Below are 13,926 nucleotides of genomic sequence, written 5' to 3' on the forward strand. Positions count from 1 at the left end.
ACCTTCGCATGTCGAATGATTCCGTCAATGAGAATTCGGGGGCAGCCGAAACTCACGGTTCAATCGCAGCTTCAATTTTCGCATCACTTCATCCAATTCCTCCCGCACCGCGACCAGCTCTGGCTCCAGTGCTTGATTGACCGGTGTTGAAGCCACACGCTCGTAGCGCTCCACCAGCGCCAGCCCATCCTCACGCAGTCCGCTTTGTTCGATCAAGCCGCGTACTTTCTCCACCAGCGCACGCGTCTCGATGATCATATTCGTCGCCTCAGCCTCGGTGGTTTCACCGCGTTCCACACGACCCAACTGCTGGCAGTTGAACAGACGGCACCGCACGGGCCTCTTCTCATAAACGGTGCAGCGTTTCTCCCGCAGCGCGGAGCATGGCTGTTCCATGTAATACTCCCCGTCACGGCAGCGAATTTTCAGCCCCAGCTTTCCCAGTTCCGCAGGCACCTCCCCCGGCTGCATCCGCACGATCTGAAACATCGTCCCGTCACAGCACATCCCACACGCCGCACAAAGGCGCGACGCCGCAGCCTCTGAATCTTCAGTACTCATGTTCACTCACGCTTTCGAGCTGCCAATTTGAGCACTTGAATCGTGCAGTCCACATTCAGTTCCAAATCGAGCGGCAGCCGTGTTTTGACGGGCCCGGCACTGCCGTGCGCGCGCCAGTGATTGATGCACAGGCCCAGCGTCTCCAGATCGGCAGGATCGTTCAGGACATGACCGTTGATGCCGGGGTCGATCAATTCGCTGGCGCCGTTGAAACTCGTCGTCACCACCGGGATGCCGGCGGCCAGGGCCTCGCTCACCACATTGGAGCAGGGTTCATAAATGGGCAGGAAGGTCAGCACATCCGCGGCGGCATACGCCGCCTCCACATCGCTCAGCGGCCCGGTGAGAATGACGTTCGGCGGAACTTTGCCGCGCATGCGATCCCGCGTGACCACAAGCAGTTTGAGCTGCGGATCATCGCTGCGCCCGGCCATGAACTTCAGCAGCCAGGGCAACCCCTTGCGCTCCCATCCGGAGCCGACGAAGGCCAGCACAAAATCATTTTCTGCGAGCCCAAAGCGCTTGCGGGCCGCAGACCTCGACACTTTCTGGAAGCGCTGCACATCCACTCCGTTGCGGATCGTATGCACCCGCTCCTGCGGGAAAGAGGGAAAATGCTGCGCGATCTCTCCACGCACCATTTCAGAGTTCACGATGATGCGCTGCGTGTTTGCCGGATCAAAAGTTTGCGCCTCAAGCGCCATCATGTTGCGATGAAACGCCCCCAGCCCCACCAGCGGTCGCTTCCACCAGGGTGCGAACTGTTTGCGCCGCTGCAGCCACACGCGGTGCAAGCCGTCTCCTGCGCGATAGACATCCTGCTTCAGCGTGCGCTCCAGACTGAACACACAGTCAAACCTCTCGTGCTGCAAAGCGGCGTTCACGGCCTCCGCAAAACGCCGCGGACGCTCCGCGCGCGATCCATCCACAGGGACACCGTGAAACTGCACGCCCGCCGCCTGCCCCTTCCATTTTTCCGCAAACAGATGCGTCTCATGCCCAGCCGCAGTCAAGGCCCCCAGCAGCCGCTGCACGTACAGCTCCGCGCCTCCGGTGGCGGAGAACTGTCGGCGGATGAGGGCGAGTTTCATGCGAGTGGCGCAAACGTCCCGTTTGCGGGCGGGACGCTTGAATTAGGACTGCTTGGACCGCCACTGCTCAAAGCTCTCCTTCGGAGTGCGAAAAACCGCACCGCAGCGCGGGCAGTGAATCTGCGCCACGCCGTCGGCAAAAATGTGGTCCAGGTCATCCTGCGGCAGGCGCATGATGATGGGCATCAGGCGCTCCACGGAGCAGCCGCATTCAAACACGTAGCCGCGAGTTTCCAGCAGGGTCAGGTGCTCGTTTGTTTCAATGGCGAGCACCTGCTCCAGCGTGAGTTCGGAAAGCCATTGCTCATCGCAGTCCGGCTCGGCGGAGATTTGCACGAACTCTTCATCCTCCAGCCGGAAGAAGCGCGTGAGGCGCTGCTCGCTGGTGGTGTAAAACGTCTCCACGGCCTTCAGCATGTCGTCACCATGAAACTCGATCATGCTCTGCCGGGGTGCCTGATCCGGGCGCGTCGTCTGGGAGATGAACATCGCCTCGCCCTCCTGACGCACGTCTTCGGTGAAAACCCGGCCCGCCACACGGCCGGGACGTGAGCTGCCGGTGACAAACACGTTCGCACGCTGGGGCTCTTTGACGTGGATGGTCCACGCACAGCTTTCATCCTGCGGGCGCGAGCAGAGATGCAGTGCCAGCGCAGCAAGAGCGTCCTTCAGCATTTGATCCAGCGACTCCGCATTCTGAAGGCCGTACTGCATCAGGTGCAGATAGTAATCGAGATAGAGCGGACTGAAGCGCCCCCGTACCAGCAGCGCATTGCGCTTCCGCACGAAGTAGGAGCGGAGGTCCACCACGGAAAGATCCGGTTCAAGCATCTGACTCATGCACAGCTTATCTCACCGGATGAAAGGAGGCGCAAGTGGCGCGGGCGTCACTTCCCCGCCATGCCGCGGAATTTTTGCCGGTAGGCGCTCGGAGTCGTCCCCATCACCTCGCGGAAACGGCGGTTGAAGTTCGCCAGGTTGCGGTAGCCGCAGTCCATGGCGATGTCCGTGATGTTTGACACGTCCTCCGCCAGCATGCCGCAGGCACGGCCAATGCGCACCTCGTTCACATACTGCGGCACCGTCTTGCCCGTGCGCGAGTGGAAGAAGCGGCTGAAGGCCCCCAGACTCAGGTGCGCCAGCTTCGCCAGACGCTCACGGTCGATTTCTTCCGTCAGATGCGTGTGAATGAAGTCGATCACCCGCTCCATCCGCCCCTGGTCGGCAGATTCGAGCTTGGGCTCAAAGTTGGAGCTGGCCAGCGCCTTCAAATCTTCTGAACCGGCCAGCGCATTGAGGATGGCCAGCAGTTCGATCACCCGCGCCAGCCCCTCGCTGCCCGCGAGACGTTTCATGTGCTCCGTCACCACCGCACGGGCCGCACCACGCACCTCCAGGCCGCGCGCCGCACGCTGCAGCAGCCGCTTCACCGGCTCCATCTCCGGCAGTGCCATGAAATCCCGCCCCAGAAAATCCTCGTCAAACCGCACGATGATGGCATTCACCCGCCGCGCCTTCGCGTTCACGTCCTGATGCCACACATGCGGCAGATTGGAGCCAATCAGCACGATGTCTCCGTCCGTGAGCGCGCTGATGTTGTCCCCCACCACCCGATGCCCGCGGCTCTCGATCGCCAGCGTCAGCTGATACTCCGGATGAAAATGCCAGCGCGTCCCATAGTCCAGCGCACGCACCGTCTCACAGTGGAAGGACTCCCACTGACGCTTGGGGACTTTCTCGAAAACAGGCTTCATGGGGGAAAGTTGACGGTGGTTTACGATTGTTGACGGTAGTTGACCGTTGTTTGCAGCAAGCCAAACAACGAGCCCCTGACCAACAACAGTAAACCATCGTCAACCACTGTAAACCACCGTCAACTCTGGTTAGACGTCGTCGTCCTTGTCGTTGTCCCCGGCCTTCCGGCCACGCAGCTTGGCCTCCATGAAGGCATCGAGGTCACCGTCCATGACAGCCTGTACGCTGCTGGTCTTCTCGCCGGTACGATGGTCTTTGACCATCTGGTAGGGCTGGAAGACGTAGCTGCGAATCTGGCTGCCCCAGCCGATGTCGCTCTTCTCGCCATACTGGCGGTCGATCTCGGCCTGACGCTTGTCTTCCTCGATCTGGTAGAGCTTCGCCTTGAGCATCGCCATCGCTTTGGCGCGGTTCTTCGGCTGGCTGCGTTCGATCTGACAGGCCACAATGACACCGCTGGGAATGTGCGTCAGACGCACGGCGGTTTCCACCTTGTTCACGTTCTGGCCGCCTTTGCCGCCAGCACGATAGGTGTCCACGCGCAGATCTTCATCCCTCACGACAATGTCGATCTCCTCTTCGGAATCGGGCGTCACGTCGATCGAGGCAAAACTCGTGTGGCGCTTCTTCGCCGCATCAAAGGGCGAGATGCGTACGAGGCGGTGCACCCCGCGCTCGGTCTGCAGGAAGCCAAAGGCGTTTTCACCAATGATTTCGAGCGTGGCGGAGCGCGTGCCCACGTCATCCCCCGCTTCATGGTCGATGAGTTCCACCTTGTAGCCACGGCGCTGGCACCAGCGCTGGTACATGCGCATCAGCATGTCCGCCCAGTCACAGGCCTCCGTACCACCGGCTCCGGAATGGATGGTGATGAAGGCATTGCCACTGTCAAAGGGGCCGCTGAGCAACTGGCTCAGTTCAAAGCTGGAAACATCCGAGCTGAGCTTCTTGTGCTCCTGCTCCACCTCATGCCATGTGTCCGTGTCGCCCGCCTCTTTGGCCAGCTCGATCAGCCCGTCAAAATCCCCGGCACGCGTTTCCAGATCCTGGAGCGGTCCGATTTTCTTTTTGATGACATTCGTGCGGTCGATCAGCTTGCGCGCCGCGTTCGCGTCATCCCAGAAGCCAGGGGCCGCCATGCGGTCCTCCAGCATGGCCAGTTCGTCTTTTAATTTCGGGACGTCAAAGATACCTCCGGAGCTCCCCCAACCTTGCCTTGAGAGCCGTGGTGTCGAGGGATTGAAGGTCGGTGAGGATGGTCTTGCTGGTCTTTTCCATGCAGCGTAGATAGCGTCTGGGCGTGCGAGTTCAACGCCTTTTGTCATCATGGAAAAAACCGAGGCCATCCTCATCGGACGCACGCGCTATGCGGAGAGCAGCCTCATTGTACAATGGTGCTCGCCGGAGGTCGGCCTGTTCAAAACCATCGCCAAAGGTTCCCTGCGCCCCAAATCACCGCTCTACGGCGTGCTGGACCTGTTTGTCTCTGCGGACCTGCGCTTCGTCCGCAGCAAATCCAGTGATCTCCACACCCTGGCCGAGGCCCGCTGGACCAATCCCCGACTGGGCCTGCGCGAAAGTTACGGCCGCGTTCTCGCCGCCACCTACCTCGTCAAACTCATCACCCTCGTCGCCGAAACCGACTCTCCCATCCCGGAGATTCACGAACTCCTCGTCAAAGCCCTCGACTACCTCGCCGCGAAGGATCCCGTGCCCGCCCTGATCACCCGCTTCGAACAGCGCCTCGCCGAAATCCTCGGCATCATCCCCGAAGGCGAATCCGGCATGGCCGCAGCCGCCATCGAAGACAGCTTTCACCGCAAGCTGCCCGTGCAGCGGCGACAACTCGCGGATTGGATGGCCAAAAAGTAAAAAGCTACTTCAGCGCCGCCTCAATCGCAGCCATCAGCTCCGGTGAATCCGGCGCCACATCCGAGCCAAAGCGCTGCAACACCTTGCCGTCCTTGCTCACCAGAAACTTCTCAAAGTTCCAGCCAACTTCACCGCCGGCTGCCGATTGCAGCGCAGCATACAGCGGGTGTTTGCCATCTCCCTTGATCGCCACCTTGGCAAACATCGGAAACGTCACCTTGTAGTTCAGGGAGCAGAAGCTCTTGATCTCCGCCTCGCTGCCCGGCTCCTGCCCGCCGAAATCGTTGCAGGGAAAGCCCAGCACCGCCAGCCCCTTGCCGTTCATCTTTTCATGCAGTGCCTGCAGACCGGCATACTGCGGCGTGTAGCCACACTCGGAGGCCACATTCACAATGAGCAGCACCTTGCCTGCGTAGGCCTTGAGCGTGGTGTCTTTGCCGTCGATGTCCTTGATGGCGATGTCTTGAACATTGGTGTCAGCAGCGAAAGCCATGGAGGTCATGAGGAGGGAAAGGAGCAGGGTTTTCATGTGGGAAAAGGAACGCGGCAATTGCCACCTTGGTTTCACATCATTCCACCATGCTCAGGAAGATGTCTTCGAGCCGCCGCCCGCGCTTTTCGTGATCACGGCGCAGCTCTTCCAGCGTACCTAGAGCGATGAGCTTGCCGTGGTGGATGATGCCGATGCGGTCGGCCAGCTCTTCGGCGATGTTCAGCAGATGCGTGCTCATCAGCACCGTGGTACCGGCCTGGCTGCGCTCCTTGATCTCCCGCTTCACCGTGCGCGCATGGATGGGATCCAGACCGACCATCGGCTCATCAATGACGAAGACCTTCGGATCATGCAGCAGCGCGCTGGCGATGGCGAGGCGCTGCCGCGTGCCGTGGCTGAGGTTCTCAATGCGCTGCCGTGAGTACTCATGCAGGGCAAATTTGGTGAACAGCGCGTCTGTCTGCGCCTCTGCATGGGGCGGATACATCTCAAACAGCTCCGCAATGAACTCCATGAACTCGTTCGGCGTGAGTTTTTCATAAAACACCGCCACGTCCGGCACATAGCCGAGCAAGGACTTTGCCTGCATGGATTCCAGCTGAACGTCGTGGCCGCACAGCTTCACACGTCCCGAGTCCGGCTTCATCAGCCCCGTGAGCAGCTTCATCGCGGTGGTCTTGCCCGCGCCATTCGGCCCCAGAAAGGCAAACAGTTCGCCGGGCTTGATGGTGAGATTCAAGCCATCCAGCGCCCGCAGCTCGCCATAGTTCATCGTCAGGTCTTCAATCTCGATCATGCTTCAAAAGGGTTCGAATCAGTGCACGGCATCCTGCAGTCCGTGGATGGTGGGTTCCAGCAGCACGTAGTCGTCGGGAAGGTCGATGCGCGCAAGCTCACCAGCCTCGGTGAAGATCATTTTGACCTCGTACATTCCCATGATCGGCAGCGTCAGCACAAAGCACTTCCGCTGCCTGCCTGCGAGCATCATCATCCCCTCACGCGCCTGCAGTTTCGCGGCCTCCTTGTCCTTGTTGTCCGGCTGCTTGCCTGTTTTAGGCATGCTTCCACCCAGAAGCGAGAGCATGGCCAGCGCACTGTCCTGACCGGCCCCCATGCCCATGAGCAGCTTCACATCCTGCGAATTCATCAGCACACGTTCCCCCTGCTTCACCAGAACTTCGGGCGCCGGCTCTGTCTCGCCCCAGGTCAGGCGCATGCTCGCATCACGCTGCGGGAAGCTGGCTTTGATGGCCAGGTTTTGCCAGCGCTCGCCATCGGCCAGCGTGCAGCCAAGACTCCAGCTCGCCATGATGCTGCGCACCTGGTCCTCCGGTGCCACCTGCTCCACGGCCCCATGGGCGATCAGGTCATACACGGTCTCATGATTCGGCTTGATGCGGCGGTTCACCTGCAGGTTCGCATGCCCGATTTTTTCATGCTGATGGTAGAGATGCAGCGTGCAACCGAAGCTCTCCGACTGCCGCAAAAACAAATCCATCACCATGCGCGGAGGCACGATGGCAAAGCGTGAGGCCTCGGGGAAATAGATGTCACGCACCAGCAGTCCGGACATCACCGCCCAGAAAATCACCGCCAACACTGCCGCCATACGCCAGATCATTGCAGAATAGTAGTCGGGAAATGCGCGCACTGGCAAGCACTGCGGCATTTGGCTGCAAAAAAACTCGCCACATCAGCCCTCGTTTGCCACGATGCCCTCATGCGTCTGCTGCTTGCCCTGCTCCTCACCTCCCTCACTCTTTCCGCCGCCGATCAACGCCCGCCGAATGTAGTGCTCATTCTGCTCGACGATCTGGGCTACGCCGATCTCGGCTGTTTTGGCGCGGAGAAGATCAAAACGCCGCACATGGACCGCATGGCATCGGAAGGGATGAAGTTCACCAGCTTCTACGTGGCTCAGGCCGTGTGCAGTGCCTCACGCGCGGCGCTTATGACCGGCTGCTACGCCAACCGCGTCGGCATGCAGGGAGCTTTGAACCACACGAGCAAGGAGGGCATCCATCCCGACGAATTCCTGCTGCCGGAAATGTGCAAGGCACGTGGCTACGCCACCGCCGCCCTCGGCAAATGGCACCTCGGCACCGATCTGCTGTTCAATCCGCTGCACAACGGCTTCGATGAATTCCTCGGCATTCCCTACTCTAACGACAACAGCAAATACCACCCCTCCCTGGCGCAGGAAATGCCGCCCCTGCCCTTCTACGATGGCTTGAAGGTCATCGAAACCGATCCTGATCAAAGCCAGTTCACCCGCCGCTTCACGGAAAGAGCCACGAACTTCATCGAGCGCCACAAAGACCAGCCCTTCTTCCTCTACGTCCCCCACGTGATGCCGCACGTCCCCATCTTTGCCTCCCCTGCCTTTCGCGGTAAATCCAGCGCCGGACTCTACGGCGACGTGGTGCAGGAGCTCGACGAGTCCGTCGGCCAGATCCTCGACACCCTCAAGCGCTGCGGCATCGATCAAAACACACTGGTCATCCTCTTCTCCGACAACGGCCCTTTCCTCAGCTACGGCAATCACGCCGGCAGCGCCAAACCCCTGCGTGAAGGCAAGCTCACCACCTTCGATGGCGGCGTACGCAGCCCGTTCATTGCCCGCTGGCCCGGCCATGTTCCTGCGGCCAAGGTCTGCGATGAGCCGGTGATGGAAATCGACCTGCTGCCAACCATCGCCACCTTGATCGGCGGAAAACTCTCCGAGCGCAAAATCGACGGCAAAAACATCCTCCCTCTGCTGGAAGGAAAACCAGACGCCAAGTCCCCGCATGAAGCGCTGGCCTTCTACGGCGGCGATGAACTCCAGGCCCTCCGCAGCGGCCCGTGGAAACTGCACTTCCCACACCCCTACATCACCGTGGATGGCGAACCGGGCCGCGATGGCAAACCAGCACGCTTTGGCCAGATGAAACCCAAGGCGATCACTCAGAGCGGCATCGCGGGCATTGCCTCGCGACACGGATACCGGGTCGAAAACATCGGCCTGTCACTCTACAATCTCACTGACGATCCAGGTGAGACGCATGACGTCGCAAAAGAGCACCCGGAGATCGTGGAACGCCTCCAAAAGCTCGCCGAACCCACCCGCAAGGAACTGGGCGACACCCTGCTAAAAATCAAAGGCACCGAAAACCGCCCTCTCGGCATGGCACCATGATATAACGCGACAGCGTCCCCGGAGTGCGGCGCTTCAGCGCCGCTTTCGAACAACCCTCGCTCCCCGCAAACACCACCAATCCTCACCGAGCCGCCGCCCGCTCCTTCGCGATAGCATCCCGAATACGTTCCATCCGATTCGCCGGACTCGGATGCGAACTCATAAAATCAGAACTGTTCGCCCCACCACTCACCTGGGCCAAAATCTCCATCACGCCAATCAGCGCTTCCGGATTGTAGCCCGCCTGCATCATGAACCGCACGCCGAGCGCGTCCGATTCCGATTCGTCATCCCGGCTGAACTTCATCACGCGCCATTGCGCCACCATGTTGGCGATCTGCGCCCCCGAGTTGTTGTGCCCGTCGGAAAGCAGCACGCCAAGCCCCTGCGCCAGACCGCTCCAGAGCTGGGAATTCGCCATCTGCTCGTTCGAATGGCGGCCCACCACGTGCCCCATCTCATGCCCCAGCACACCCGCGAGTTGGTCTTCAGACTTCAGTCGGCGAAACAACGCCTCGGTGATGAAAATCTGCCCGCCGGGCAGGGCAAACGCGTTCACCGTTTCGGTGTCGGCCAGCAGATGAAACTTAAACTGATACGAGGTCTCCCTCGCTGCGGTGGAGGCGATCAAGCGCGCGCCCACCCGGTCCACCAGCGCCCGGCCCTTGGCATCACGCGAGAGCCCGCCGCTTTCCCGGATCATCTGCGGCGCTGATTGCAGCCCCAGGGCGATCTCCTCCTGCGGCGTGGCCAGCGCGAGTGCTTGCTTCCTGCCAGTGAACTCATTTTGATAAGAGGTGGTGGCGATCCAGTGGTAAAGCAATGAACCAACGATGATGAGCAGCCCCAGGATGATGCGCGGGTTGATGCTTGGGCCGTTGCCTCGCCGGTCCTCTCCAAAGACGGAAATGCGGTTTGTATTTATGAGTCTGCGAAATGTGGAGATCATGGATCGCTTTATACTTCATGGAAAAATCTTGAGCCAGCAGGTATTTTGCGGCATGGCAGCTCATGTCGTTGTTTCAGGATCATGATCAGACGGTGGATTGGGGCCGCAAAGGCTCGCAGGCGGTTGTGACGCTGGCATGCCTGTTTGTCGTTCTCACCGGCCTGAAGGTCGCCGCCAATGTGCTGGTGCCCATCGTTTACGCCTTCTTCCTCGCGGTGCTCAGCTACCCGATGGTGCGCTGGCTCCGCAGACACAAAGTCCCCGCAGGCCTCGCCTTGGGCATCACCATGCTGATGAATCTCGGCTTCCTTGCGGGCATGGTCACGGTAGGCGTGCGCTTGCTCATCAGCTTCTGGAGAGATCTGCCGCATTATCTGCGCGGCTTGGAGAAGTATTCGAATGACCTCGGAGCCTGGCTTGAACTCAAGGGCGTGGCTGACGCCAAGACAATGCTGGGCGGTGTCTTCGACTGGAACACCCTCATCGGCTACGCCACCAAGCAGGATGTGATGGGAAACCTCACCGGGTTGCTGGGCACCACCTTCGGCACCCTGGCCACTTTCCTCGCCAGCCTCATCATGATCATCATCGTCATGATGTTCATCCTCATGGAGGCCCATGGCACCCAGAGCCGTCTGCAAGCCGTGCAACTCTCCGGCGGCCCGGATCTCACCGGCCTCATGCGCAGCGCGGACGACATCCAGAAGTACCTCGGCGTCAAAACCCTCATCAGCGCCCTCACTGGCCTGCTCGCAGGCTTCTGGTGCTGGTTCTTCGATCTCCACTACCCGCTTCTCTGGGCCCTGCTGGCGTTCTTGTTCAACTACATCCCCGCCGTGGGCAGCACCGCCGCCTGCGTGCCCGCCATTGTGGAGGCCCTGGTGCAGCACGGCCCCGGCACCGCCGTCTTCGTCGGCATCGGCTACGGCGGCATCAATTTCTTCCTCGATAACTTCGTGCAGCCCACCATGCTCGGCAATCGCTTCGGCATCTCGCCGCTGGTGGTCATTCTCTCCGTCATCTTTTGGGGCTGGCTCTGGGGCCCGCTGGGCATGTTCCTGGCCGTGCCTCTCACCATGGTTCTCAAGGTGCTGCTCGACAACAACATCGAATTCAAGTGGATCTCCGTCGCCATGTCCAAGAAGAAAGTGCGCCATGGAGAAGTGGAGGTTGCGGGCTATGACCTCCAAATGAACGAAGAAGAAACCATCGGCAGCGGCGCGAGCACGGAGATGCCAGGGCGGGACAAATAAGCAGCCAAACTGGGCTGCACACCTGTGCCACTTCGACCTTTCATTGTGCCAGTGATGCACTCAAAAGGGGACCGGGAAACGTATTAAAAAGTGGCCTAACCTAGACAAATCAGGCGTAGCAGCCCATGCCATGCCTGTGGCATGCTTCCAGCAAGAAAGTCCGAGAAACAACCATTCTCCCACCCACCATGTCTCCCGAAAAATTCACCGTTAAGCTCCAGGAAGCCTTCAATGCCTCACAGTCCATCGCCACGCGCCATGGGCATCAGGAGTTGAAGCCGAGTCACCTCATCCTCGCCTTGCTTGAGCAGGAGGGTGGCATCGCCACGCCCCTGTTTTCAAAAGCGGCGGTGAACCCGGCCGCCGCCCAAAATTTGCAGCCTGGCATCGAAGCCCTCCTCGCTCGCCAGCCCAAGGTCAGCGGCGGCACCAGCGGTCTGCATCTCTCCAATGAGATGCGCGAGCTCATGACCAAGGCCGAGGACGAGCAAAAGAAGCTCAAGGACGAATACCTCAGCGTCGAGCACGTCATCCTCGCCCTCTTCAAAACGAAAACTGAGCTGTCCGATCTGCTCAAGCAGGCCGGCCTCACCTACGACACCGTTTCCAAAGCCCTCACCGCCGTGCGCGGCAGCCAGCGCGTCGTGGATCAGGACCCCGAAGGCAAATACCAGACCCTCGAAAAATACGGCACTGATCTCACCGCCCGCGCCAAGCAGGGCAAGATCGATCCCGTCATCGGCCGCGATGAAGAAATTCGCCGCGTCATGCAGGTGCTGAGCCGCCGCACCAAGAACAACCCTGTGCTCATCGGCGAGCCCGGCGTGGGCAAGACCGCCATCGCCGAAGGCCTCGCACGCCGCATCGTCGCGGGCGACGTGCCCGATTCCCTCAAGGGCAAACGACTCATCAGCATGGACCTCGGCGGCATGATGGCCGGAGCCAAGTTCCGTGGCGAATTCGAGGAGCGCCTCAAAGCATTCCTCAAAGAAGTCACCTCCAGCGAAGGCGAGATCATCCTCTTCATTGATGAGCTCCACACCATCGTCGGCGCCGGCAAAGGCGAAGGTGCCATGGATGCGGGCAATCTGCTCAAGCCCCAGCTCGCCCGTGGTGAACTGCGCTGCATCGGCGCGACCACCCTCGACGAATACCGCAAATACATCGAGAAAGACCCCGCCCTGGAGCGTCGCTTCCAGCCGGTGAAAGTCGGCGAACCCAGCGTGGAAGACACCATCGCCATCCTTCGCGGTTTGAAGGAGCGCTATGAAGTCCACCACGGCGTGCGCATTCAAGACGGCGCCATCATCGCCGCCGCCACCCTGAGCAATCGCTACATCACTGATCGCTTCCTGCCAGACAAGGCCATCGACCTCGTGGACGAAGCCGCCAGCCGCATCAAGATCGAGCTCGACTCCATGCCCACCGAAATCGACGTCATCGAACGTCAGGTCATGCAGGGCGAGATGGAGCGCCAGGCACTGAAAAAAGAAAAGGACGCCGCCTCCAAAGCCCGCCTCGAAAAGCTCGACAAGGAAATCGCCGATCTCAAAGAAAGCTCCTCCGCCCTCAAAGCCCAGTGGATGAAGGAGAAGGAATCCGTCGATGCCGGACGCAAGGTGAAGGAGGAGATCGACCGCCTGCGCACCGAACTCGAACAAGCCCAGCGCCGTGGCGACTTCGGTCGCGCCGGAGAGATTCAATACGGCCTCATTCCCGATCTCGAAAAGAAACTCAGCGCCGCCCCCGTCGAAGCCTCGCAGCCGCGCTCAGCTCACTCCTTGCTGCGTGAAGAAGTCACCGAGGACGACATCGCCCGCGTCGTTGCCAATTGGACCGGCATCCCCGTCTCACGCCTCCAGGAAGGCGAGCGCTCCAAGCTCGTGAAAATGGAGGAGCGCCTCAGCCAGCGCGTCATCGGCCAGAAGGACGCCATCACCGCCGTCAGCAATGCCGTGCGCCGTGCGCGTGCCGGCATTCAGGATGAGAACCGCCCCATCGGCAGCTTCCTCTTCCTCGGCCCCACCGGCGTCGGCAAGACCGAGCTCTGCAAAGCCCTCGCCGAATTCCTCTTCGACGACGACACCGCCATGACCCGGATCGACATGAGCGAGTACATGGAGAAGCACAGCGTCAGCCGTCTCATCGGCGCGCCTCCCGGCTACGTCGGCTACGAAGAAGGCGGCCAGCTCAGCGAAACCGTCCGCCGCCGCCCCTACAGCGTCGTGCTCTTCGATGAAGTCGAAAAAGCCCACCCCGATGTCTTCAATGTGCTGCTGCAGGTCCTCGACGACGGCCGCATCACCGACGGCCAGGGCCGCACGGTCGATTTCAAAAACACGGTCCTCATCATGACCAGCAACATCGGCAGCAACGCCATTCAGGACGTCAGCAATCCTGAGCAGCGCGATGCCCTCGTCCGCGACAGTCTCAAGCAGTTCTTCCGCCCCGAGTTCCTCAACCGCATCGACGAGATCGTCATCTTCGACCGCCTTGACGCCGCCCAGCTCGACAAGATCGTCAAGATCCAGCTCCAGCGCGTCATCGACCGCCTCGCCAAGCAGAACATCCACCTCACCGTCACCGACGACACCACCCGCTACCTCGCCGACGCCGGCTTCGATCCCGTCTTCGGCGCCCGCCCCCTCAAACGCGCCATCCAAAAACACCTCCTCGATCCCCTCAGCCTCGCCGTCCTCGAAGGCGGCTTCAAAGACGGCGATCACATCACCGCCACGATGAAAAACGGGAAGGTGGAGTTTGTGAAGAAGTGA

The 13,926-nt window shown here is 60.5% G+C and carries 13 protein-coding genes; 4 read left to right on the forward strand and 9 right to left on the reverse strand.

The genetic code is table 11. From position 1 onward, the window contains the following. Positions 1 to 24: 24 nt before the first annotated feature. From AC24GY_RS14325 to prfB, 5 genes are all read right to left on the reverse strand, one after another. Positions 25 to 561 carry a YkgJ family cysteine cluster protein gene (locus tag AC24GY_RS14325; protein WP_487684117.1) on the reverse strand — a complete coding sequence of 179 codons (537 nt, stop codon included), beginning with the start codon at positions 559 to 561 and terminating at the stop codon, positions 25 to 27. 2 nt (positions 562 to 563) lie between these two features. Further along, on the reverse strand, positions 564 to 1,652 hold the full coding sequence (locus AC24GY_RS14330) for a glycosyltransferase family 4 protein (protein WP_487684120.1): 1,089 nt from the start codon (positions 1,650 to 1,652) through the stop codon (positions 564 to 566). Positions 1,653 to 1,694: 42 nt separating this feature from the next. Then, a complete protein-coding gene (locus tag AC24GY_RS14335) occupies positions 1,695 to 2,492 on the reverse strand; it encodes an Hsp33 family molecular chaperone HslO (protein ID WP_422321729.1) in 798 nt (265 codons plus the stop codon). A 47-nt stretch (positions 2,493 to 2,539) separates the two neighbouring features. Beyond that, positions 2,540 to 3,406, reverse strand: a complete 867-nt coding sequence (locus AC24GY_RS14340; RefSeq protein ID WP_422321728.1) for a helix-turn-helix domain-containing protein — start codon at positions 3,404 to 3,406, stop codon at positions 2,540 to 2,542. A 129-nt stretch (positions 3,407 to 3,535) separates the two neighbouring features. Continuing rightward, positions 3,536 to 4,685, reverse strand: a protein-coding gene (gene prfB / locus AC24GY_RS14345; protein ID WP_487684125.1) for a peptide chain release factor 2 whose coding sequence is annotated in 2 segments (ribosomal slippage) — positions 3,536 to 4,597 and positions 4,599 to 4,685 — 1,149 coding nt in all. Because the reading frame shifts where the segments join, the coding sequence is not laid out codon by codon here. A gap of 48 nt (positions 4,686 to 4,733) precedes the next feature. Between prfB and recO the strand changes: the two genes are divergently transcribed. Beyond that, entirely contained in the window at positions 4,734 to 5,279 is a 546-nt protein-coding gene (gene recO, locus AC24GY_RS14350) for a DNA repair protein RecO (RefSeq protein WP_487684128.1), read from the forward strand. A 4-nt stretch (positions 5,280 to 5,283) separates the two neighbouring features. Here recO and AC24GY_RS14355 read toward each other — a convergent pair whose 3' ends face one another. The 3 genes from AC24GY_RS14355 to AC24GY_RS14365 are packed head-to-tail and all read right to left on the reverse strand — an operon-like array spanning position 5,284 to position 7,345. Further along, positions 5,284 to 5,808: a glutathione peroxidase gene (locus AC24GY_RS14355; RefSeq protein WP_487684131.1), complete on the reverse strand. Its 525-nt coding sequence runs from the start codon at positions 5,806 to 5,808 to the stop codon at positions 5,284 to 5,286. Positions 5,809 to 5,848: 40 nt separating this feature from the next. After that, complete coding sequence (locus tag AC24GY_RS14360) at positions 5,849 to 6,568, reverse strand: ABC transporter ATP-binding protein (RefSeq protein ID WP_397380805.1); 720 nt, start codon at positions 6,566 to 6,568, stop codon at positions 5,849 to 5,851. Positions 6,569 to 6,586: 18 nt separating this feature from the next. Beyond that, entirely contained in the window at positions 6,587 to 7,345 is a 759-nt protein-coding gene (locus tag AC24GY_RS14365; protein WP_487684136.1) for a hypothetical protein, read from the reverse strand. A gap of 147 nt (positions 7,346 to 7,492) precedes the next feature. On the opposite strand from AC24GY_RS14365, the gene AC24GY_RS14370 reads away from it, so the two are divergent. Beyond that, positions 7,493 to 8,950, forward strand: a complete 1,458-nt coding sequence (locus AC24GY_RS14370) for a sulfatase family protein (RefSeq protein WP_487684139.1) — start codon at positions 7,493 to 7,495, stop codon at positions 8,948 to 8,950. Between the two features lie 82 nt (positions 8,951 to 9,032). On the opposite strand, the gene AC24GY_RS14375 is transcribed toward AC24GY_RS14370, so the two are convergent. Then, on the reverse strand, positions 9,033 to 9,899 hold the full coding sequence (locus AC24GY_RS14375) for a M48 family metalloprotease (protein WP_487684142.1): 867 nt from the start codon (positions 9,897 to 9,899) through the stop codon (positions 9,033 to 9,035). Between the two features lie 62 nt (positions 9,900 to 9,961). On the opposite strand from AC24GY_RS14375, the gene AC24GY_RS14380 reads away from it, so the two are divergent. Together AC24GY_RS14380 and clpB are read left to right on the forward strand one after the other, a co-directional pair. Continuing rightward, on the forward strand, positions 9,962 to 11,152 hold the full coding sequence (locus tag AC24GY_RS14380) for an AI-2E family transporter (RefSeq protein WP_422321719.1): 1,191 nt from the start codon (positions 9,962 to 9,964) through the stop codon (positions 11,150 to 11,152). A 188-nt stretch (positions 11,153 to 11,340) separates the two neighbouring features. Beyond that, positions 11,341 to 13,926 (forward strand): ATP-dependent chaperone ClpB, encoded by a 2,586-nt coding sequence (gene clpB / locus AC24GY_RS14385; RefSeq protein WP_487684145.1) that lies wholly within the window; start codon positions 11,341 to 11,343, stop codon positions 13,924 to 13,926.

This window comes from Prosthecobacter sp. Pr1 (assembly GCF_057652315.1).